The sequence below is a fragment of the Arsukibacterium sp. MJ3 genome (assembly GCF_000987765.1).
In the GTDB taxonomy this organism is placed as follows: domain Bacteria; phylum Pseudomonadota; class Gammaproteobacteria; order Enterobacterales; family Alteromonadaceae; genus Alishewanella.
This window is the reverse complement of the sequence record NZ_LAHP01000014.1, coordinates 60,456-82,023: the sequence shown is the minus strand read 5'-3', so window position 1 is coordinate 82,023 and position 21,568 is coordinate 60,456. Positions and strand designations below refer to the sequence as shown.

General features: G+C 48.2%; 19 protein-coding genes. 1 reads left to right on the top strand and 18 read right to left on the bottom strand.

Annotation, left to right across the window (positions count from 1 at the left end; genetic code table 11):
• Positions 1-53 precede the first annotated feature (53 nt).
• From VT06_RS11555 to nudE, 7 genes are all read right to left on the bottom strand, one after another.
• The gene (locus VT06_RS11555; RefSeq protein ID WP_052750238.1) at positions 54-1,415 is read right to left on the bottom strand and encodes a histidine-type phosphatase; all 1,362 of its coding nucleotides are present in this window, start codon (positions 1,413-1,415) and stop codon (positions 54-56) included.
• Entirely contained in the window at positions 1,415-2,875 is a 1,461-nt protein-coding gene (locus tag VT06_RS11550) for a metallophosphoesterase family protein (RefSeq protein WP_052750237.1), read from the bottom strand. Before VT06_RS11550 ends, VT06_RS11555 begins: the two co-directional genes overlap by 1 nt.
• Before the next feature lie 76 nt (positions 2,876-2,951).
• The gene (locus VT06_RS11545; protein WP_046554460.1) at positions 2,952-5,774 is read right to left on the bottom strand and encodes a TonB-dependent receptor; all 2,823 of its coding nucleotides are present in this window, start codon (positions 5,772-5,774) and stop codon (positions 2,952-2,954) included.
• A 152-nt stretch (positions 5,775-5,926) separates the two neighbouring features.
• Entirely contained in the window at positions 5,927-7,066 is a 1,140-nt protein-coding gene (locus VT06_RS11540; protein WP_046554459.1) for a hypothetical protein, read from the bottom strand.
• Positions 7,067-7,237: 171 nt separating this feature from the next.
• Positions 7,238-8,836: a phosphoenolpyruvate carboxykinase (ATP) gene (gene pckA / locus VT06_RS11535; RefSeq protein ID WP_046554458.1), complete on the bottom strand. Its 1,599-nt coding sequence runs from the start codon at positions 8,834-8,836 to the stop codon at positions 7,238-7,240.
• Between the two features lie 213 nt (positions 8,837-9,049).
• Entirely contained in the window at positions 9,050-9,880 is an 831-nt protein-coding gene (gene cysQ, locus VT06_RS11530; protein WP_046554457.1) for a 3'(2'),5'-bisphosphate nucleotidase CysQ, read from the bottom strand.
• Positions 9,858-10,445, bottom strand: a complete 588-nt coding sequence (gene nudE, locus VT06_RS11525) for an ADP compounds hydrolase NudE (protein WP_046554456.1) — start codon at positions 10,443-10,445, stop codon at positions 9,858-9,860. Before nudE ends, cysQ begins: the two co-directional genes overlap by 23 nt.
• A gap of 58 nt (positions 10,446-10,503) precedes the next feature.
• Between nudE and yrfG the strand changes: the two genes are divergently transcribed.
• Positions 10,504-11,199, top strand: a complete 696-nt coding sequence (gene yrfG / locus VT06_RS11520; protein ID WP_046554455.1) for a GMP/IMP nucleotidase — start codon at positions 10,504-10,506, stop codon at positions 11,197-11,199.
• A gap of 15 nt (positions 11,200-11,214) precedes the next feature.
• On the opposite strand, the gene VT06_RS11515 is transcribed toward yrfG, so the two are convergent.
• Genes VT06_RS11515 through gspD form a run of 11 tightly spaced genes read right to left on the bottom strand, consistent with a single transcriptional unit; the run spans position 11,215 to position 21,563 of the window.
• Entirely contained in the window at positions 11,215-11,961 is a 747-nt protein-coding gene (locus tag VT06_RS11515; RefSeq protein ID WP_046554454.1) for a type II secretion system protein N, read from the bottom strand.
• Position 11,962: 1 nt separating this feature from the next.
• Positions 11,963-12,433, bottom strand: a complete 471-nt coding sequence (gene gspM, locus VT06_RS11510; RefSeq protein ID WP_046554453.1) for a type II secretion system protein GspM — start codon at positions 12,431-12,433, stop codon at positions 11,963-11,965.
• A complete protein-coding gene (gene gspL, locus VT06_RS11505; protein WP_046554452.1) occupies positions 12,430-13,620 on the bottom strand; it encodes a type II secretion system protein GspL in 1,191 nt (396 codons plus the stop codon). Before gspL ends, gspM begins: the two co-directional genes overlap by 4 nt.
• A complete protein-coding gene (gene gspK / locus VT06_RS11500; protein WP_046554451.1) occupies positions 13,617-14,603 on the bottom strand; it encodes a type II secretion system minor pseudopilin GspK in 987 nt (328 codons plus the stop codon). The genes gspL and gspK overlap by 4 nt, the downstream gene beginning before the upstream one ends.
• Positions 14,603-15,331: a type II secretion system minor pseudopilin GspJ gene (gene gspJ, locus VT06_RS11495; RefSeq protein ID WP_052750236.1), complete on the bottom strand. Its 729-nt coding sequence runs from the start codon at positions 15,329-15,331 to the stop codon at positions 14,603-14,605. The genes gspK and gspJ overlap by 1 nt, the downstream gene beginning before the upstream one ends.
• On the bottom strand, positions 15,324-15,692 hold the full coding sequence (gspI, locus tag VT06_RS11490; protein WP_046554450.1) for a type II secretion system minor pseudopilin GspI: 369 nt from the start codon (positions 15,690-15,692) through the stop codon (positions 15,324-15,326). Before gspI ends, gspJ begins: the two co-directional genes overlap by 8 nt.
• On the bottom strand, positions 15,692-16,276 hold the full coding sequence (gene gspH, locus VT06_RS11485; RefSeq protein WP_046554449.1) for a type II secretion system minor pseudopilin GspH: 585 nt from the start codon (positions 16,274-16,276) through the stop codon (positions 15,692-15,694). Before gspH ends, gspI begins: the two co-directional genes overlap by 1 nt.
• Entirely contained in the window at positions 16,276-16,719 is a 444-nt protein-coding gene (gspG, locus tag VT06_RS11480; protein ID WP_046554448.1) for a type II secretion system major pseudopilin GspG, read from the bottom strand. The genes gspH and gspG overlap by 1 nt, the downstream gene beginning before the upstream one ends.
• Before the next feature lies 1 nt (position 16,720).
• On the bottom strand, positions 16,721-17,941 hold the full coding sequence (gene gspF, locus VT06_RS11475) for a type II secretion system inner membrane protein GspF (protein WP_046554447.1): 1,221 nt from the start codon (positions 17,939-17,941) through the stop codon (positions 16,721-16,723).
• Entirely contained in the window at positions 17,941-19,452 is a 1,512-nt protein-coding gene (gene gspE, locus VT06_RS11470; protein WP_046554446.1) for a type II secretion system ATPase GspE, read from the bottom strand. Before gspE ends, gspF begins: the two co-directional genes overlap by 1 nt.
• Entirely contained in the window at positions 19,452-21,563 is a 2,112-nt protein-coding gene (gene gspD, locus VT06_RS11465) for a type II secretion system secretin GspD (protein WP_052750235.1), read from the bottom strand. The genes gspE and gspD overlap by 1 nt, the downstream gene beginning before the upstream one ends.
• Positions 21,564-21,568: the final 5 nt, after the last annotated feature.

The following is a 21,568-nucleotide window of genomic DNA, read 5'->3' as shown; positions in this document are numbered from 1 at the left end:
ACTACTGCCTGCAGTGTAGCGCCAAACCCGATGTTTAACACTGCGGCTTCAGTTTACAACAGACAACGTTGCAGCTCCTTAAAATGATAAAAATAGGAGCCGGGCGTAACTGGCTGACAATGTCGACCAAAGAGTACTTCCCGCTCCTGATGCAGCATCCGCACTACTACCTCACCCTCAGTATTGCGATACGCATCCCACTGCACATTTGCTGCCATCGGCGACACCAGCGCACTGCGCCAGGAGCTACTCTGGTAACTATAAGCGGTGCCTACTGCCAAGGGTTCACTGGCATCTTTAATGCCTAAGTAAGCGGCCAGGGGCATCAACGCCTGTGCATGGGTAAAGCGTAGCGCAGCCACATAATTTGCCGGCTCAGCAATGCGCGCCAACATGTCTTCAACCAGATTTCGCGCTAAGCGATAAGTAATATCGTCACCGGCAAACGCCGGGCCGCGACCGTAAAAAGAATCAGCATCGTCCAACTCAGCAAACCAGGCGGCGTGCTCGGGCAGCACAAACCGCTGAAACTGCCAATCACCCTCTGCAGGCATATTGCTGGTAATGTTGTATAAACTATACAACAACATGGCCGCATCGGTCGGGCTGTTAACTTCATCATCGTCATAACTCAGGGTAAAACTAAACTCACCCTGTGCCAGCCTGGCAATAAACGCTTCGCTAAATAACCGCGCTAACATTAATTGCGCCATTTGCTCAGTTTTTGGCTGCTCAGTCAGTTGCTGCATCACTTGCAATAAACGGGGATCATTGTCTTTATAATGCTCATAGCCTTCGCTGCCCTCGGTTTTATTAAAGTACAGGGTATGTTCATCCGCTTTGGCCTCATCAATCAACGGTTGCAGAGCAGGTTGCAGCGTTAGCAGGTGTTGCACAAAAGCGTCAGCACTTTGCGCGGCGCGTTTACGGCCAGAGTGCGTTACGGCTATGCGTTGGCCGCTGGCTGGCGCCTCGCTGAACAAGGGTGCATACCTGGCCAGCAGTCGCTCAGCCATCTGGTGATGCTCTGCTATGCCCAAACCAGAAATACTGCCATAACCTATGTGTTGATGCACCTGATACAGTTGCTCTAATACCGGGCCTAGCTGCTCGCCCAGTGGCGTCAAGCCATTCAGTTGCTGCGCTTTGTTCCATAACTGCAGTGCTAAATCATCGTCGCCAGCACTGGACAACAGTCTGGAGCCATGCCGGGCGACATGCTGCACCATCACCGGTGTGAAACCTGCGGGCGGTGGGCTGTAGTCCTGCCAAGGCTGCTGCGGCTGATACGGTGTTTTGCTGGCCAGATACAGCTCAACCTGCGCCAGTTGGCCAGCTTGTGGCTCTGAGGTCACGGCCGTGTTACAGCCATTTAGCCCTAAAACGAAGAGCAACGGTAACCATAAATATTTCATTATTTGGCCTTGTGTTCGAAAGCGTCGTTAACAATAGCGCGGTTGATATTAAATTCGGTGCCATTCCAGCAGCGTGAGGCACGAAAACGCTCCGCTTCCGGCGTGGTGCAAAGCCGTTGCTGTGGTAAAGGCTGCGCTAACACCAACTGCTTATTACCCAGACTGTCTTTATGCAGCTCAAACGCATCGTATAACTCACCATTAGGGGTCAAAGCCTGATAAATCAGCTTATCTTGCTCAACATCAATCAGCTGAAATAACTGGGTATCTTCGGCGCTGTGATCCATGTTGGCCCGTGATTCAGCTGAGGTCAGGTACATTTTCGGCCCCGTTACCGACACCACGTATACCGGGCCATTATTAGGACTGGCCGCACCTAAACCACTACTGATATTTTCCAGCCGACCATAGACATGATCATGGCCCTGCAATACTAAGTCGACCTGGAAGCGCTCTAATAACGGCTGCCAGTATTGGCGTAAACGCGCGTTATCACGGCCGCTGGATACTGAAAACATTGGATGATGGTAAGTGACCACTGTCCAGCGGCTCGGATTATTTTCCAGTACCTGCTGCAGCCAGTCAGCTTGCAACTTTGCCAACGCCTCATTTTGCAACGCTTCCATTGAGTTTAATGAGATAAAGCGCACTCCCTGATAGTCAGTAAAGTACACAGTGTCCTGTAAAGGTTGTGGGCCGTTTTTTAGTGCCGAAAACTGCGCAGAAAATTGTGGCACCAGCGTGCGGACATCGCCGTCCTGCTCAATATACTCATGATTTCCCGGGGTAATAAATTGGTTGATCATCGATGCTTGCCAACCGCTGGCAGCAAACCACTCGCCCCATTCATTGTCATGGTTACCGGCGCGGCTATTGACCAAATCACCCGCGTGCAACATCAGGCTGGCGCGTGGCCGCTGCATAAAGGCTTCGCGCATCACCCGCGACACATGGGCTTTCACATGATTTTGGGCATCGCCAAAATAAATAAAACTAAAGGGTTTAAGCTCGGTACTGGTGGTTCTGAATTGCAACCATTCACTCCAAGTGCCAGCGCCCTGTACCCGGTAAGTATAAAGCGTGTCGCTCTTCAGCTCAGTAAAGGTGACTCTGTGATGCATCGCCGCGCCATTTTCTGTCAGGGTTGGGCTGGTTTCACCTCTTGCCTGCCTGGCATCAATAGCAAAACCCGGGCCGGCACTGGCCAGGGCTATTTCAGCCATGGCAATTGGCATAGCATGACTGGTGCGCCAGTTTACCGTTTGGCTATGCTGTGGCGTGCTGGTGGGCAACATTATTATCCTGTCCGGAAACACTGAAGGTAAATATGGCGAGGCGGTCTCTGGCACTAAAGTATAATGTTCGGCCTGCTGCACTGGATGCGCTGCCAGCTTAACGCTGCTTAAGCCAACAATACTTGAACATAGTATTGCAGAGCACAAAAAAACTGTTTTCATCATAAAATTAACTCAATATGAAATTGTAAAATACAAAGGCCGGAGACAAGGCTTCGGCGCTTTAAAAGGAGATTAATGCTTAAAATTTGCCACTAACGCCCAGCTGCCAGGCACGACCAAATTGCTCGTGCTCATACACCCGGCTGCGATCGCCCTGATAACGAATGGCCTGACTATCGGTCAGGTTGGTCGCCTCAACGAACAATGACAGGTTTTTGCTCAGCATATAGCTGGCGGTATAGTCCAGGGTGCCACGGCCATCCCAGTATACGTTGAGTTCAGGGTTAGCCGTGTCAAAAGCGTCGATATATTCAGAGCGGTAGTTATACGCCAACTGGCTACTGAATTTAGCGATGTCATATTGTAACGCCAGGTTAAAGGTATGACGGCTGGTACCATTAAGCTCGGTTTTACCAATACCAAAGGGTAAATCGGCTTCAGATTTGGTGTGGGTGTAGTTGGCAATAAAGCCTAAGCCACTTAAGGCACCCGGTAAGAAGTTTAATGATTGTTGCCAGTTTAGTTCGGCACCATATAAGTAGCCGCTGTTGCCGTTTTCTGGCCGCTCCATCCGAAAGCCATCGAACTCGCCGCCAACAATTTCACTGCGTGCTTTAAAAATCGGATCTGACAGCTTTTTATAAAACACTCCGGCAGAAACCAAACCGGTAGGCGCAATATAAAACTCACCGGTGAAATCCAGGTTATGGGCATAAGTTGGTTTTAAATCGATATTACCAATTTCTACCTCGCCACGGCCTGATTCACGGTCTTCAATAATAAAATAGGGCACTAAATCTTCGAAATTGGGGCGCCTTAAGCCCGTGCTGTAAGCGGCTTTGATGATAAGGCCGTTTTCCAGCTCCTGGCGCAAGTGCACGCTAGGGAAAAATTTGGTGTAGCTTTTGCTGGCATCGACCAAAGTAGCGCTATCGGTATCTAAATCATATTCAAAAGCTTCGCCTGAATTTTTAGTTTGTTCAACCCGGGCACCAAATAATAGCGTAGTACTATCCCATTCCAATTTGTTCTGCACGTAGGCAGCCAGAATATCTTCCTCAGCTGAATAATCCGCGGTAATCGATGGCGCGCCACGATCCTTGAAGTCGGCATTTTCAAAAATAGCCCGATAGGCATCGACAAAATTACGTTGCAGTTTTGGGCCATTGTTATAAAAGCCAGCAAACGGCAAGGATTGTTTATCAATGATCAGTTCGGCATAAGTCGGCGCATTGGTACCCACCGAGTTACGGAAACGGTTTTCATCGTTCGATTTCTCCTTTAAACGGGCTTTAGCGCCAAACTTCAGTTCTGAATAAGTATTACCCCATTGGCCTGGCCGGGTAATGTTAAACGAGTAAGCCTGCTCAGTTTCTTCGGCGCCACCGGTACGACGCTCATAACGACGCCAGTTCATGTCGGTTGGGGCAAAGTTAAAGTCGGTACGCACCACATCACCAGCAGAATTTAATACCTGAAAAGTGGGTAAATCCGGGTTACTAAAATCATAAGCTACCGGTGGCCGGGATGCTTCGCGGTACAGTAAATAATCGCGGCTTGGATAATCCTGCTCGGCCGCTGAATAAGAAGCCTGGAAATCTGCAGTATAGGTATCCATGATAAAGCGCCCCCCGAATACCGAGGTATTAATGGTATTCACCACGGTACGGTGCCGCAATTCTTTTTCAATGGTTGCGCGGCCGGCCACGCCTGTAGTTTGGTCAGATTGCTCGGTAAAACGCTCCCACTCTACTACCAGGGAATCGCGGTATTCATCGTCTTCAAACCGCGAATAGTTGTGAGATAAATACAGGTGCTTGTTATCATCTAACCGAACATCAAAGCGGCCACTTAACCCACTGCGAATGCGCTTAACTTCGTAGTCTTTAAATTCGGTATCTTCTGGTACATAGGCGCCACTGGCCAACTGCATCCAGGAATGTTCTATATTGTCGGTTACCCGGTTGGTTTCGCTCTGTTTAGCAGAAAAGAGAAAACCGGCATTTTCGTTGTCGCCAAATTTGTTGCCAAAAGTCAGGCTGGCTTTATAGGCATCGCCACTGCCTTTTTCATTCTTGCCGCCGGACAGCTTGCCACGTAAAATGCGCCCTTTAGTATCCAGCGCACCCTGGGTAATAATATTAATATTACCGGCAATCGCATCGGCATCCATTTCCGGGGTAATAGCCTTAGTCAGTTCCAGAATAGAAATAATGTCAGATGGGATAGTATCCAGATCGACGGCGCGGGTACCGCCATCCGGCGACGGAATATTAACCCCGTCAATAGTCACATTGGTGAATTCCAACGGCGCACCACGCACGTTAACGTAACGACCTTCACCCTGATCGCGTTGAATAGAAGCGCCTACCAAGCGTTGCATGGCTTCCGCCACGTTATCATCCGGAAAGCGACCTAAGTAATCTGATGACACCACTGATTTTAAATTGTCCGACGCGCGCTGAATATTCAGCGCCCGTGATTGCGCATCCCGACTACCGACGACATGGATCACCTCAACATCGTCGCCACCAAACCGTAAGGCTAATTCCTGACCTTGCTCTGCGCTCACCATGACTTCAACTGTTTTAACGGCAAAGCCCAGGTAACTGACTTCAAGCTGATAGTTGCCAGCAGCAAGTTTATCAAACCGAAAACGGCCTTGGCCGTCGGTTGTCGTTTCCCGGTTGGTACCGAGCAGGCGTACGATTGCACCCTGCAAAAATACCTGACGATTATCTGCTAGCTGGCCACGTACCGCTGGACTATCGATGGCTGTACTGCTGACTATTAAGGGTACATCGGTTCCTTGTGCTTGCGCCAGCAAGGGTGCACAACAGGCCAGAGCGACGGCCATGGCGACTGCTTTCTGAGGAAAAAGTGGTTTTTTCTGCAATTTCATTGGTCAAAATATCCATGGTAATGATAATTGACCGTGACGTTACAGTAAAAGAGTGACAGTGCCGTTACCACAACATGACAGTTTAATGTCGTCACTATGGGAGTTTTATGACAGCGCCTGAAAAATCAGTCGGATGATTAAACAGAAAGTATCTAAGGTGCGGGGAGCTTTAAAAAATAAGCCGGCTGTCGCGGGTTATTTAGCAGCACAAAACCGTCCAGCGCTTTTACATAGGCAAAACGACCAAAGGTACCGTGCCGCACCTGCGGCCCGGGATCGCCTGCAATCGCCATGCCTTGCCAACTTAACGTCGCTAAATCAAATTTATACAACTTGCCGTCACCCGGCCAGGCATAAAAATGGCCATCTTTGCTGTTATAAGTTAAACCCGGCGCGGAAAACTGCTGAATAAATTCTGCATCGCCCTTTAAAGGTGGCCTGGTGCGTTGATAGCCCGATTCCGCGGTTAAATCATAAAGTATCTGCTTTTTCTGACCAATTATCAGCATTTTGCGGTTGACTGGATCTACCGCCGCATTCACTCCCAGTCCCAGCCCCCCTTCGTCATTCAGTCTCTTATACACCCCCCCCGCGCGCTGATACTGATAACTGTATAACGCTGCCCGGTTATGCAGAAAAACCAGGCCGGTTTTGCTGTCATAAGCCGCTACCACGCCAAAAGCACCGCGAGGGATATCACCGGTGGCGTGATCTTTATGCCAGCGCTGGGTAGCAGGGTCAAACAACCAGGTAATATTGTCAGCCCTACCAGAATTAATGCCCGCCAAGGCACCGGAAAACGCCCATAACAATCCTGCCTCACTGATAAACGCCAGGCCATCATAAGTATGGCGTGAATTGGGTTGGGTACCATCAAAGGGGGCCAATTCGGTTATCCCTGAACGCACTGGTTCAGCCGGTTCTGCGGGCTCGGTTAGCCGTTGCAGCTTACCCGTTATGGCATCCAGCTGATAAACCTCATTACCATAGTAGTCGTTATGGCCTCCACCCCATAGATACAGCTGCCCGGTGCTGTGATCAAGGTCACCGCCACCCCAGGCAAACACCACATTGTGGCAGTAGTCTGCGAACGGATAATCGTATAAATCATTAGCAGGACAATGTTCAGTAAGGACTGTGTCGGCTATCGGCTGCCAGCCGGGAGCATATTGTTGCTCTGCGGTTGAGTTACCGCTGGTTAAATCGTCAACGTCAGGCTGGACGAATATCAGCGTCAGGCCCAGTAACATCAGGCCAGTAATTACAATGGTAACTATTGTAAATAATTTCATCAGCACCTCCTGTGCAATTAATTAAGTTAGCTTAGTTTAAATACTAACGTTATCACGCTGGGATAAGGTACTGAGACAAAAATGAATTGGCGATGACAACTAAAGTTGTCAATATTAGCCATAACAAAAAAACCAACCCGAGGGTTGGCTTTTTTAACATTTATTATCTTGTTACAGTTGCGGGCCGGCTGCTACCAGTGCCTTGCCTTCGGCATTATCCGTAAACTTAGCAAAGTTATCGACAAACCGTTTGGCCAAGTCTTCGGCTTTGCTATCCCACTCTGCCGGGTTGCTGTAGGTAGCGCGCGGGTCGAGAATGCCGTCCTGTACATCATGCAAATGGGTAGGAATGGCCAGGTTAAAATAAGGTAGCTGCACAAACTCGGCGTTTTCAATACTGCCATCTAAAATAGCATCAATAATTGCGCGGGTTGCTTTAATTGAAATACGCTTACCTGTGCCATTCCAGCCCGTATTAACCAAATAAGCTTCTGCGCCAGATGCGGCCATGCGCTTACCTAATACTTCAGCATATTGGGTTGGGTGCAGGCTTAAAAAGGCCGCGCCAAAACAACTGGAAAAGGTTGGCGCAGGTTCAGTAATGCCACGCTCAGTACCCGCCAGTTTGGCAGTGAAGCCCGATAAAAAGTGATATTTAGCCTGCTCTTTGGTTAATTTAGAAACTGGCGGCAAAACACCAAAGGCGTCGGCAGTTAAAAAAATCACTTTTTTAGCATGGCCAGCCTTCGATACCGGCGTCACGATATTATCAATATGATAAATCGGATACGACACTCGGGTATTTTCTGTTTTCGACCCATCATCAAAATCGATAGTGCCATCGTCAGCTACGCTCACATTTTCCAGCAGCGCATCACGACGAATAGCCTGATAAATATCCGGCTCATTTTCCTGCGATAAGTTGATGGTCTTCGCGTAACAACCACCTTCAAAGTTAAACACCCCGTCATCATCCCAACCATGCTCGTCATCGCCAATTAGCTGGCGCTTCGGATCAGTAGATAAGGTGGTTTTACCGGTACCCGATAAACCAAAAAATACCGCAACATCGCCGTCTTTACCAACGTTAGCAGAGCAATGCATAGACGCCACACCTTGCAGCGGCAAAAAGTAGTTCATCATCGAGAACATACCTTTTTTCATTTCGCCGCCATACCAGGTACCAGCAATTAACTGAATGCGTTCAGTAAGATTAAACGCCACAAAATTTTCAGAATTTAAACCCTGTTGTTGCCAGTTCGGGTTTGTGCATTTAGCGCCATTCATCACGATAAAATCAGGTTTATAGCTAACAAGTTCTCTGTCGGTAGGACGTATAAACATATTTTTGACAAAATGTGCCTGCCAAGCCACTTCGGTAATAAAACGCACCGCTAAGCGGGTATCGGCATTAGCACCGCAGTAGGTGTCGACCACAAATAGCCGTTTGCCCGATAACTGGGTGGTTACCAGTGCTTTTAAATCAGCCCATACTGCAGTACTGATGGCCTTATTATCATTTTTACCTTGGTCAGACCACCACACGGTATCGCGGGTAGTATCGTCACGCACTATGTATTTATCTTTTGGGGAACGGCCAGTAAAAATACCGGTATCAACCGAAACCGCGCCCAGCTTGGTCTGTTTGCCTTGCTCATAACCGTGTAAATCATGGCGACTTTCTTCGGCAAATAGTAGCTCGTACGATGGGTTATAAACGATTTCCGTGACATCTGTTATGCCGTATTGGCCCAGATCCAGATCGGACATGATGTAACTCCTAAGGGTACTGTAGGTAAGGGTGCAGTCTCTAGCGGACTTATTCATTAAGTTGTTTTTTGCGCAAAGGCCTGATTTTTGCGCAAAAAACACTCCAACATCTTAGCGTTTTCGCTGAAAAAAAGATAGTTGATAATAACCCCAATGCCTGAGAAACGTTGCACTGCTTGACCTATAGCAACGTTATGCAAAAAATGTGGCTAATTATGACAATAAACGCCGGGTAGTTGGCTTGGCCTGGATCAAGTCACGCCAGGGTAATTCTGCCTGGCCTATGACCATAAAGTCGGGGTTAGCTAAGGTTTCACGCTGATTATAACTTAGCGGCGCAAACTGACTATCCAGAATTTTACCGCCGGCTTCTTCTACTATAATATGCACCGCGCCAGTATCCCATTCACCGGTCGGCCCCAGCCTTAAATAGCAATCGGCTTTGCCCTCTGCCACCAGACAACTTTTTAATGAGCAACTGCCAAGTGGAATATACTCAACGGTTTGGTATTCACTTAGCAAAGAGACTATGGGTTGTAACGGCTGGCGCCGGCTTACTGCAATACGCAATACGTCACCCTGTTGGTGCTGATGTACCTGCATACGGTTAATTAAATTACGTTGTTGTTTAAAAGAACCATGGCCACGGGTAGCGTAATACAGTATGTCTTCTTTGGGCCAGTAAATAACCCCTAATGCGGGCCAACCATGTTCGACTAAGGCAATACTTACTGCAAAATCACCACTTCTGGCAACAAATTCCTGAGTGCCATCCATCGGATCGATTAGCCAGTAACGCGGCCAGTGCTGACGCTGCGCTAACGGAATAATGGCGGTTTCTTCAGAGATTATCGGGATGTCGGGTGTTAACTCTGACAACCGATTAATAATGAGCGCGTTTGCGGCGAGATCGGCAGTCGTTACCGGACTGGCATCGGCTTTTTGTTCGGCAACAAAATCACCACTTTGGTAAAGCTGCCATAAATGCTGGCCGGCTTCACGGGCGGTCTGTTTTACACTCTCAAGCAGGTTGCTTAAAAACATCCGGGTTTGCTTCCAGGTATTGCTGTGCCAGTAATAAAGCGGCGACGCTTCGTGCCTCGGTGAAATCGATTTGCTGTAATAATAAATCGCTGTCAGCGCGTGCCCAACTGACCAGTTCTAACGGTTCAGGCTCATCTCCTTCTAGTTGCTCAGGATATAAGTCGAACGCTAGCACTACATGCATTGTAGCATTAAAATATCCTGGTGCGAGTGCCAGCGACTTTAACGGCACAAATCGGCCAGCACCAAAGCCAATTTCTTCTTTTAATTCACGATTAGCGGCAGCCATAACATCTTCACCTGGGTCAATTAAGCCTTTGGGGAAACCCAGTTGATAATCATGGGTGCCAGCACTGTATTCGCGGATCAGGTAAAAATGCGCTGGATCAGGGCAGGCCACTATCATTACCGCGCCTCGGCCAGATCCACACATTCGCTCGTAAAGGCGTTCTTCACCATTACTAAAGCGTAACTGCAACTGCTCAATTTTAAACAGTTTACTTTGGGCAACGATTTCCTGCGCCAAAATTTCCGGTATCTGCTTGCGACTATGGCGCTGCGTCATCACTTACCCTCTGTTACACTCTAGGGCGTTACTATAAAACGAATAACAGGAAAAACCTATGCTGAACTGGGCAGAAATCGAGACTGTATTGCTGGATATGGATGGCACCTTGCTCGATTTACACTTTGATAACCACTTCTGGCTAGAACATTTACCGCTACGCTGGGCAGAAATTAGTGGTATTAGCCTCGACAGTGCCAAAGCCCAGTTGCAAAGTGAATACGCACAACTAACGGGAAAACTTGAATGGTATTGTCTGGATTACTGGGGCAGACGATTGCAACTGCCGATCACTGAGTTAAAACGTGAGGTGATGGATAAAATTCAGATGCGGCCCGATGTGCCGGCATTTTTAACAGCATTAAAGCAATCAGGTCGCAATATTGTGTTAGTAACCAACGCCCACCCAGACAGCTTATCATTAAAGCTGGAACGAACAGACTTAGCTAAATATATCAGTACCCTTATCTCCACTCATGAGTTTGGGGTAACGAAAGAAAGCCAAACGCTATGGCAAAAACTGCAACAGCGGCTCGGTTTTGATAAAAGTACCACCTTATTTGTTGATGACAGCTTGCCCATTCTGGCCGCAGCACAACACTTTGGTATTAAACACCTATTGGCAATAGCAAACCCCGATAGCAAGCTTCCAGCCAAAACCATCAGCGATTTTCCGGCTATTACAGATTACACCCCGCTGCTAACAGATATTCTGGCGCATTCTAAACTGCGCCCGGCAGCGGCAACCCATTAACGGTAAACCCACCAGTTAAAAACGGATGGTGTAGCGGCCTTCTGCATCGGGCCTGCCAACAAATTGCATTGCCTGATGCACTTCTTGCGGCAGGCTGGCGTCAGGTTTTAAGGTGCCGTTTACGGTTAAACGGTTATTATCTACTGCAGCAGTTACAGCCAGCCCCAGACTGTTATTGCCATTAGTGATTAGCACCGGGCTTCCTTGCTCGCAGCGTAAATCTGCTACTATGCTGTTTAATTCTAACCAGGTGCCGGTGGGGGGTTGCAACTGGGCATCCAGCCAACTGGCATTGCCGGTTAATCGACTGCACCAAGGCTGGCCCTGTTGATAGTCCTGAATTTCTACCAGTAGTTCACCGCTGGCTGCTACTGGCAGCGGCAGTTCAATTAATGGCAATAACTGGCTAACCGGTATCCGCAGTAAAGCTTGCTTCACCTCAATACCACTAAAACTATAGCCTAACCCGGCAGTAGCGTAAGGCTGCTGACGCGCCGCAACGTTGCCCGCAGTTAACTGAAATTCAGGGGCAAGCCGCAGTAGCGACCAACCATTAAAGCGCCAGTGTACTTGTTGAAACTGCAACCCCTGATATTGTACTACCGTGGCGGTACCCTGCCATAAGGTGCCTTGTACCTGACCTATAACCACTGCCGGTGGCAATCCTGCCCATTTAACCAACCAGGCAGCTGGCAACAAATACAGCATAAACAACGCATAGGCGATGGCTGCCAACAAACTTAACTTCCAATACTTTGTCATACTATTCAATTACCATCCGCCTGACCCGCACTATGCCGCTGCTGTCAGTATTAGACACATCCAGGCTAACCAGTTTAACGCCGTTAGTGGTTTGTAACTGGGTAAGCCAACGTAATAACTGCTCAAAAGGTAAGTCTTCCAACACCAGTTGCAGTTGGTCGTTTTGTGGCTGCATTCGGCTAACGGTAATATTATAACTACGTGAGCTATTAGACACTATTTGCGCCAGACTACCACCGGTTCTGCCCTGATTAGCACTAGCTTGCTGCAATTGGGGTAATGCTTGCTGCAATTGCGCCAATTGCAATTGCCCCCGACTTAATGCCGTGGTTTTGGTAACTATTGCCTGATGCAAAGGCTGCCAGATAAACCAATAAAGCACTCCAATGCCAAGCACCACCGCTGCAATACTAACCAGTCGTTGCTCACGTCTTGCTAAACTCGACCACCAGTTATTAACCTGTTGTTTCATGCTCTGCTCCGCATGGTTACTGTACCTTGTACTCTGGCGCCATCGTTACTTAAGGCGCCTTGCTCAATGACATAGCCGGCACCTTCTAAGGCAGTTTTCAGGCGCTCAAATAATTGAAAACCAGCAGCATTAGCAGAAAAACGTAACTCAGTACGGCTGGCATCAAACCGTAAACTGTCTACTTTTATGTCACCAAGTTCAGTTAACTGCTGTTGCAAAGCACTGAGCAAGGTTAAAAAATTAGCCGTCTCCCCTGCCATTCCCACTGCAGCCAGCTTTTGATTTACCTGGCGTGACAAATTGACAATAGTTTCACCGGGGAAAGCGTGTTGATATTCACTCAAGCTTTGCTGCTGTAATTGTTGTAACTGACGCTCCAGCTGCCAGACAGATAAACCTTGCACCAGTAAATAAGTCAGTAGGCACACCCCGGCTAACACAGCACTACTGCGCCACTGCTGCCAGACTTTATTTTGCTGACGCTTCGGGGCATAAGGCCCCTGCAACAAGGTAAAACTTATTTCTGGCAACTGTTTTGCCAGTAAAGCCAACGGCAATTCAGGTTCCATGTTTTGCTGTGACTGCATAATATCGGCCGGCCAGGGGCTATAGCTGGCAATATTAGGTATTGCAGCCAATGCCAAATATTGCGACCACCAGCTGCTATCAATAGCGGTTGCTTGCCAGGCACCTTGCTTTAATAACCATTGTTGATTAAGTTCAATACACGCTGGTAACGGATTTTCTGGTAACAACAGCGCATCTGGCAACAACCGCACCACATTAAAACCAGCATTATTAAGCCAGCTTAGCCAGCTGTTCATCCGCTCACGTTGCACTACCGCAACGTGTTGCAGGTAATGTCCATCATGTTGCTCCAAAGCACCCAGTGCCAGCCACAGCAGATCAATATCTTCCGCTTGTTCTTCTTCCAGCATATAGGGTAACGCTTGCAAAATTTGCCGGGTAGGCCGGGTAGGCAGGCTAATGTGTTTTAATACCACATCAGACGCCGGAACCAAGGCAATAACCGGACGGCTACCTAAACGCACTGCTAGCTGCTCAAGTTCGCCGGCGTTGCCGATTTCTCCTGAGGCAATAACCTCAGCATTATGGCTGGCCCATACCAGCCAACTAATAGTTTGGCCGGCGCGGCTACCTAACCTGATAATTAACTGTTCACTCACCCCTGGCCTCCAAATCGCCGGGCCAATACCCTGACTGTATTATCATCATCGACTCTGAATATTGACGTTAGCACGAAACCACTTTCTAAATAAGATGTCGTAGCGAGTAACTGAAAGTAACTGGATTTTATTGTTAATATCGCTTTTACGTCATCTGACATTTCAATACCAGCCAATTGTGGCAGTGCCAGTAATTCATCAATACTGGTAAAGCCGGCTTCCGGCCGCTCGGCAATCATATCAATAGCGTCGGCTTCGGTTAATTCCGGAATAAGTGCTGCCAGTAACACGGCCGACTGCTCGGTTAAAGTATTAATATTTAATAACAGTTGACTGTTTTCCGGCAGCACACAAATATAAGGTAACAACAACTGCAGATCAGCCGGGGTAATGTCTAATATTACCCGTAATTCACTGGCCGAAGCCATTAATGAATTGGCGCTATAATATGGAAACTGTAAAGCAGCATAGTCATCTTCTTCCGCACTGCCTGCTGTACTAAGCAAACTGTCTTCATCCAGCCAGTCATGAATACGAGCCGTTAAGTATTCAGCAGGCATTGATAAATCGCTGGCAACTAACTCCAGTAACCGGGTAAAGCCGCGCTGCGCTACACTTTGTTCAATGCGTCCTGAAGGCCCGCGCTGGCCAGCTTGTTGTAATGCATTGAGGTTAAAACAGGCTTGTAAATCGATTATTTCGCCAGCAATATTACCATCATCAACCGGGAAGCTAGCACCACTTTGTGCCCAGTCTTGCTGCAAATTAACGGTATCCTGACCACTCAAACTGCGACTGAGTAATACCCTGGCAAATTGCTCGGCACCCAAGGCATACCAAAAGGCCTGCTGCTGCTGTTGCACGTTTTGCTGCCGTTGTAATTGCAACTGCAAACGCCCGGTCATGTTAACCGCTATTACCACCACTATTGCCAAAATCATTAACACGGTGATTAGCGCAGCACCCCGCTGTGAAGTCCGCATTAACGTTGCCTTCGTCTTGGCTCGCCCGGCTGCCTCGGGTTATTTGGGTTGGCCGAGCTGTTGCGATTAGTATCACCGCTATTTTGCCCTGCTGCATTGGGGTTAGGAGCAGCCACTGTGCCCTGAACAACTAAGCCTGAGGGTAAAGCAAACACCCGTTCTATTTCACCAAGGTAATCATGCACTAAGGTTATTTTTAATGCTTTGGGCATAACGCTGTCCTGCCATTTTTCCTGCCAAGTTTCACCTTGTAAATAACTGACCCGAAACGCCGTTAAATCCTGTAATAGCACCTGCGTTAGCGGCTCAGTGCCGGTTACTGCGTCTGGGTATAAACTGAACAAACGCTGCAACTGGCCTTGCTCTAAGCGATACGCCACTAATTGCACTTCACTGCGGGGCAAAATATTACCCGGATTACGCCAACCCTGGCGGCTAAAACTTACACCGTGATCTTCACTACCCAGCAAATACTGCTCACCATACAAGCGATATTTAACCGCAGCTTCACCCTCTAGCCGGACATAACGCGCACTTATTTGCATAATATCGCGCTCCAGCATTAACATAGTGCGCTGTAATTGTTGGATCCGCTCCGTGCTTTCTTGTGACGCCGAATCACTGTCCGTCACGCTGGTGAGTACCGCAATAGACGCCAGCCCCACCATGGCAAAAATTGCCGTAGCTAGCAGCATTTCAATAAAGGTAAAACCCTGCTGCTTACCCACTTGGTTTACCTATAAACGTTTTAAGCTGATATAGCACGTCGTCTGGTTGTTCCGCTAAACTCACGCTCAGTACTAGCTGGCGCAGCTCTGCGTCGGGTACGGTAGTAGCTTGCTGGCGCCAAAACCATTGCCGGTTAGCCATCTCGACTTCACCTTGCACTATTTCCCGTGGTGGCCAATTCGGCTCCAGCGTGGCCAATTGCAGCTGGTTATTAGCAACGTAGCTGGCGATAGTCAGCTCTTCAATTTGGCTAAGCGCCCTGATATGTCCGGAACTTGCCTGCATAATTGCCAGGCCGGCCGTGGCAAAAATAGCCATAGCCACCAGTAATTCTAATAAGGTAAAACCACGGTTGGCCATTAGCGCACCGTTACCACATCAGTGCGGTTAAGCGGAATAGTAAAATCGGTACCGACGGTCTGGCTGACTTGTTCCAGCCGCTCACCGAACAGAAACGTTAGCTGAAATGGGCTGATTTCACCCGATGATAAAATAAATACCTGGGGTAATACCGGCGGTTGCTCCACATCAGCTTGGGCAGCTTCGTCGTCCTGCCAGTTTAACTGGCTTAGCAAACTTAATTCACTGCCAGGTAACCCCTCCAGCTCGAGTTGCAACAGAAAATTTTTCGCCAACTCATAGCGTTGCGCCGCTTTAGGCTCATCAGCAAGCAACCATTTTTCACCGTCAAAATACACAAAACTGTAGCTATTTTCCTGCAACACTAGGCCCCACTCTTGCTGTTTTAACATGGCCGTTTCAGCAACAAACTGAAACACCTGTTGAAAACGCTCGGTTTCTTTATTTAGCCGCTGCTCGGGGGAGTCACCAGAAAAATTCAGCACGACCGTGGTTGCGAGCAAGCCTATTAACAGCAGCACCAGCATAACTTCCAACAAGGTAAAGCCCTGCTGATGCAGGCGGGTAAATGGCTGATTAAGCATTAATTATTGCTACTTTCTGCTTCATCCAGGTTCCAGTTACCAATATCATCTTCAGTGCCGGCAACCCGATCAGGCCCTTTGCTGTATACGTCTATCCGGCCTAACTGCCCCGGACTCACCAGAATATAATCTTCGTTCCAGGGATCTTTCGGTAAGCGCCTTACAAAGCCACCTTCAGGAAACGACCGTGGCGCTGGCTGCGTGGTGGGTGCCGTTACCAGCGCTTGCATAGTTTGTTCAGTGGTAGGGTAGAAGCCATTGCGCAGGCGGTACATATCCAGCGCACTTTCCAATTGCTGAATATCTACCACGGTTTTTTGCCGGGCCGCTTGCTCCTGATTACCCATTAAGTTGGGTACCACCATACTGGCTATAATACCCAGAATAACGATAACCACCATTACTTCAAGCAAGGTAAAACCTTTTTGTATTTGCCTTAACATGTTATCCACCTACCATATTATTTAACGCTAAAATTGGTTGTAGTATTGCCATCACAATAAACAACACCATGCCGGCCATTACTGACACTAGCACAGGTTCAAACACCTTTAATGATACTGTTACCAAGGTCTCAAATTCTTTATCCTGAGCATTGGCAGCTCGCTCTAACATGCCGTCAAGCTGGCCACTTTTTTCGCCACTGGCTATCATGTGCAGCATCATTGGTGGAAACATTTTGGTTTGTTCCAGCGCATTGCGCAGCGATGTCCCTTCACGTACCCGGCCAGTTGCGGCCGTAACCGCTTCTTTCATAAAACTGTTACTCAGCACATCAGCACTGATGCGCATGGCTTCGAGTAACGGCACCGAACTGGCATTCAAAATACTTAAGGTGCGGGCAAAGCGGGCTGTATTTAAGCCGCGGCTTACTTTACCAAACATGCCCAGGCGCAGGGTAAAACGGTCCCAGCGATATTTCAGGGCGGGTTTGCGCAGTGCCCGTTGCCAGAGCACGGCTAAGATCATCAGCGCTACCACCAGTACAATGCCATAATGTCGAATAAAATCACTGGCACCAATCAGAAACAACGTACTGCCTGGCAACGACTGCCCCATGTGCTCAAACTGACCGATAATTTTAGGTACCACGGCCGCCAGCAAAATGCTGATAACCAGCACAGCAAAGCAAGTCAAAATTATCGGATACAATAACGCCTGCAATATCTGGCTACGCATATACTGCCGTTGCTCGGTATAATCCGCCAACCGGTTAAGCACCTGCTCTAAATGGCCCGACTTTTCACCGGCGGCCACCATCGAGCGAAATAAATGGTCAAACACATGTGGAAACTCGGCTAGCCCCTCAGCCAGGGTATAACCTTCAACCACTTTTGAACGAACACCCATCATCATATTTTGTAAGCGCGGCTTTTCACACTGCTCAGCCACAGCCAGTAAGGCACTTTCTATCGGTAAGGCCGCTTCAACTAAGGTTGCCAGTTGGCGGGTAAGTAAGGCTAATTCGGCAGCAGAAATTTTCCGGCTAAGCCATTTGCGACCCGACGCCACCAATTTTTCTTGCTGCGACGCCAGTTCAACACTAAGCGGGGTTAACTTTTGCTCACGCAATAATTGCCGGGCATGACGAGCATTGTCGGCTTCTAACACCCCTTTATTTTTTTTTCCGCGTAAATCCAGCGCCTGATATTCAAATGCGGCCATTACACATCCTCGCGGGTAACCCGCAATACCTCTTCCAGGGTAGTTTCGCCGGCAATGACCTTACTGAACCCATCTACCCTAATACTAGGGCAGTGCGCCCGGGCATACTTCTCAATTGACTGCTCACCTTTACCGTTATGAATCATTTCGCGAATAGTTTCATCAACCTGCAGCAACTCATGAATACCGGTACGGCCACGATAACCAGTAAAGTTACAGTGTTCACAACCCTTAGCCCGAAAAATAACCTGGCCATCTTTTTTACTGATACCCAATAAATTACGCTGTTCTTTATCCGGCTCGTGCGATTCTTTACAGTGGATGCATAAGGTACGCACCAGGCGCTGAGCTAACACGCCAAGCAAACTGGATGACAGTAAAAAGGCTTCTACCCCCATATCTTCTAAGCGGGTAATAGCACCAGAAGCGGTATTGGTGTGCAAGGTAGATAACACTAAATGGCCGGTTAAACTGGCTTGTACCGCTATTTGTGCGGTTTCCAGATCACGTATTTCACCCACCATTACCACGTCTGGATCCTGCCGTAGAATGGCTCTTAAACCTCGGGCAAACGTCATATTTACTTTGGTGTTAACCTGAGTTTGACCCACGCCTTCCAGCTCGTACTCTATCGGGTCTTCAACCGTTAGAATATTACGATCTTTGGTGTTAATCTCGGTAAGACCCGCATACAAAGTAGTACTTTTACCCGACCCCGTTGGTCCGGTCACCAAAATAATGCCATGCGGTTTTAAAATAAGCTTTGAAACCGCCTGTTGTACCGCTAGTGTCATGCCTAAGTCAGCAAGATTTAAGTGAGAGTTGTTTTTATCCAGTAAACGCAGTACCACCCGCTCGCCATGGCTTGATGGCATAGTCGATACCCGCACATCGACAGCCCGCCCGGCAATTCGCAAGCTAATCCTGCCATCTTGCGGCACTCGTTTTTCGGCAATATCCATTTTTGACATTACTTTAATTCGCGACACCAGCAAGCTAGATAAACGACGGTTCGGCCTAAGTACCTCACGCAGTAAACCATCTACCCTAAAGCGAATAATCAGGGCTTTTTCAAAGGTTTCTATATGAATATCTGAGGCGCCTAACTTAATGGCTTCACCCAGCATAGCGTTGATAAGCTTGATAATGGGCGCATCGTCTTCGTTTTCCAGCAAATCTTCGGTTTCAGGAATGTCATCGGCCAACGAGGCCAGATTAACCTCGTTGCCAATATCTTCCATCAATTGCTGTGCTTCAGACGAGTCACGCTGATAACTGGCCTCAAGCAGCGCTTCAAATTCACTCGCAGACAGCGACTTTATTGTGAAGCCCTCGGCTAATAGCCGGCGCACTTCTAATACCGAGTCAGGCCGGGTAGTCGGTTGCACATAAAGCAACCAGCCATCTTGCTGCTGTTGTAGTAATACACCATGACGCTTGGCAAAACCAAATGGCAGGCGAATGCGGCTACTTACCGGCTTTACATCTTCTTCTGCTACCAGGCCTTCCATTAATCACGATTTCCAATAGCAGGTTCTTGGTCAGTTTTTGGTAGCTGCTGCTCTTCCATAAAACGCTCAAAAGTTGGCGGCAAGGTTAGTGAATCATCCCATTCAGGCAATACCGCCTGTTTAGTCAGTGGCATTAACCGAATACCCTCTGCATCGCGCTTAAGTTGCTCAGCACGAATATAGTTATACTTTTGCTTACTAATACCGCTGATCGCTGAACCATCACGCACAATGGTCGCCTTAATAAATACCATCAAATTCCGCTTTCGCTTGGTCACACTGGTCGATTTAAATAGATGGCCTAATAGCGGAATATCACCCAGAATAGGTACTTTAGATTCACTTTCCTGTACATCTTCATCAATTAAACCACCCAGTACTACCGTCGCGCCGTCATCAGTCATAACGGTAGTTTTAATTTCACGCTTATTAATGGTGATATCTACCGCGGTAGCGCCACCAATGCTGGAAACTTCCTGCTCGATAGTTAGTAGCACCGCATTACCTTCGTTAATTTGTGGCGTTACTTTTAATTTTATACCCACTTCCTGACGCTGCACCTGCTGAAAAGGGTTAGTATTATTAGCACCGGTAGTGGAGCCAGTAATCACCGGCACTTCTTGCCCCACCAGGAAAAAAGCTTCCTCATTATCCATAGTGGTGATATGCGGTGTGGCCAATACATTAGAATTGGTACTGGTGCGTACAGCCTGCAAAATAGCGGCCCAGTCACCCCTGACAAAACCAACCATAGCACCGTTTAATCCTCCCAATACCTGACCGGCAAGGCTGTAGTCACCCTCGGTATCTGGAACAGGGATAGTGGTACTGGGTACACCAGGTATGGTCGATTGTTCTACACGAGGTGGGTTTGCCGTAGGCCTTGCCGCTAAAGCTGCTCCGGCTACACCAATAATCGGGATAGTATTACCGCTGTTAAAATTAGTACCACCGCCATTTTTATTTAACCACTGCACACCAAAGTCGGTACCATCACCTTCAAATACTTCAACAATAATCGCCTCTACCAGTACCTGTGCCCGGCGAATATCCAGCTGCCGAATAACCTCTTCTAAGGATCGCATCATGTCAGGCTGTGCTGTTAATACCAATGAGTTGCTGCCGGCATGCGCTTCAATGCTTATTTCACGGCCAGAGCTCTGGCGCCTTGCTCCCTGACTACCCGCTGCCGTGGCGCCACCTTGCACTTCGGCCACAATAGACTCACTAACCCCTTTTAGTACCGGTACCAGTTCTTCTGCTTTTGCATATTTTAAATAATATACCCGGGTGTTACCGCTGGTTTTAAGTTCAGCATCCAGCCGCTTGGCTAACGCGATAACCCGTTGCCGCGCTTGTAATTCACCACTAACGATAACACTGTTGGTACGCTCATCGGCGACAATTTTCGGGATCAGAAAATCTGGCTGTTCCGCCCGGCCCTGACTCTTATAAATGTTTTCTAAGATCCGGACAATTTCACCAGCAGAGGCAAACTCTAGTTTCAAAATTTCCAGTTCTTGATCGCCAGCTTTATCTACCCGCTGAATAATGTCTACCAACCTGTTCACTACGGCAGCCGGCCCGGTCATCATAATAACGTTCGACGGATCATAGTTAACGACATGGCCACCACCGGCTTGATTGCTGAACTGACGCAACAATGGCGCCAACTCGCGGACCGACACATTACGCACCTGCACCACCCGGGTAACCATTTCGTCACCGTAGCCTGGAGCATCATCACTTACTACCGGAATATTTGAGGTTTTAGCATCTTTATTACGCACCACTTTTAAAATGCCACTTGGCATTTCAACCACAGCAAAGCTATACACTTCTAACACATTTAAAAAGAACTGATAATACTGTTCTTCATTCAGCATTTCGTAACTGCGCACATTAATGCGACCCCGAACCTGTGGATCAACAATAATGGTCTTTTTAAGGTTCATGCCGACAATATTAATAAACTCATTAATATCGGTACCTTTAAAATTAGGGGAATACTGCACCTCAGTATCGGCCAGTATGGCAAAACTAAACACCGCGCCCGCCAGTAAACCCGCTATTGAACGCTTAGAAATCCTGAAAAAACGGCCTGCTATCATGAGAA

Excerpts from the sequence above, each read along its gene's own strand:
- VT06_RS11555 (WP_052750238.1), bottom strand. The coding sequence starts at position 1,415 with ATGAAATATTTATGGTTACCGTTGCTCTTCGTTTTAGGGCTAAATGGC.
- VT06_RS11550 (WP_052750237.1), bottom strand. The coding sequence starts at position 2,875 with ATGATGAAAACAGTTTTTTTGTGCTCTGCAATACTATGTTCAAGTATT.
- VT06_RS11545 (WP_046554460.1), bottom strand. The coding sequence starts at position 5,774 with ATGAAATTGCAGAAAAAACCACTTTTTCCTCAGAAAGCAGTCGCCATG.
- VT06_RS11540 (WP_046554459.1), bottom strand. The coding sequence starts at position 7,066 with ATGAAATTATTTACAATAGTTACCATTGTAATTACTGGCCTGATGTTA.
- pckA (WP_046554458.1), bottom strand. The coding sequence starts at position 8,836 with ATGTCCGATCTGGATCTGGGCCAATACGGCATAACAGATGTCACGGAA.
- cysQ (WP_046554457.1), bottom strand. The coding sequence starts at position 9,880 with ATGTTTTTAAGCAACCTGCTTGAGAGTGTAAAACAGACCGCCCGTGAA.
- nudE (WP_046554456.1), bottom strand. The coding sequence starts at position 10,445 with ATGACGCAGCGCCATAGTCGCAAGCAGATACCGGAAATTTTGGCGCAG.
- yrfG (WP_046554455.1), top strand. The coding sequence starts at position 10,504 with ATGCTGAACTGGGCAGAAATCGAGACTGTATTGCTGGATATGGATGGC.
- VT06_RS11515 (WP_046554454.1), bottom strand. The coding sequence starts at position 11,961 with ATGACAAAGTATTGGAAGTTAAGTTTGTTGGCAGCCATCGCCTATGCG.
- gspM (WP_046554453.1), bottom strand. The coding sequence starts at position 12,433 with ATGAAACAACAGGTTAATAACTGGTGGTCGAGTTTAGCAAGACGTGAG.
- gspK (WP_046554451.1), bottom strand. The coding sequence starts at position 14,603 with ATGCGGACTTCACAGCGGGGTGCTGCGCTAATCACCGTGTTAATGATT.
- gspI (WP_046554450.1), bottom strand. The coding sequence starts at position 15,692 with ATGGCCAACCGTGGTTTTACCTTATTAGAATTACTGGTGGCTATGGCT.
- gspH (WP_046554449.1), bottom strand. The coding sequence starts at position 16,276 with ATGCTTAATCAGCCATTTACCCGCCTGCATCAGCAGGGCTTTACCTTG.
- gspG (WP_046554448.1), bottom strand. The coding sequence starts at position 16,719 with ATGTTAAGGCAAATACAAAAAGGTTTTACCTTGCTTGAAGTAATGGTG.
- gspF (WP_046554447.1), bottom strand. The coding sequence starts at position 17,941 with ATGGCCGCATTTGAATATCAGGCGCTGGATTTACGCGGAAAAAAAAAT.
- gspE (WP_046554446.1), bottom strand. The coding sequence starts at position 19,452 with ATGGAAGGCCTGGTAGCAGAAGAAGATGTAAAGCCGGTAAGTAGCCGC.
- gspD (WP_052750235.1), bottom strand. The coding sequence starts at position 21,563 with ATGATAGCAGGCCGTTTTTTCAGGATTTCTAAGCGTTCAATAGCGGGT.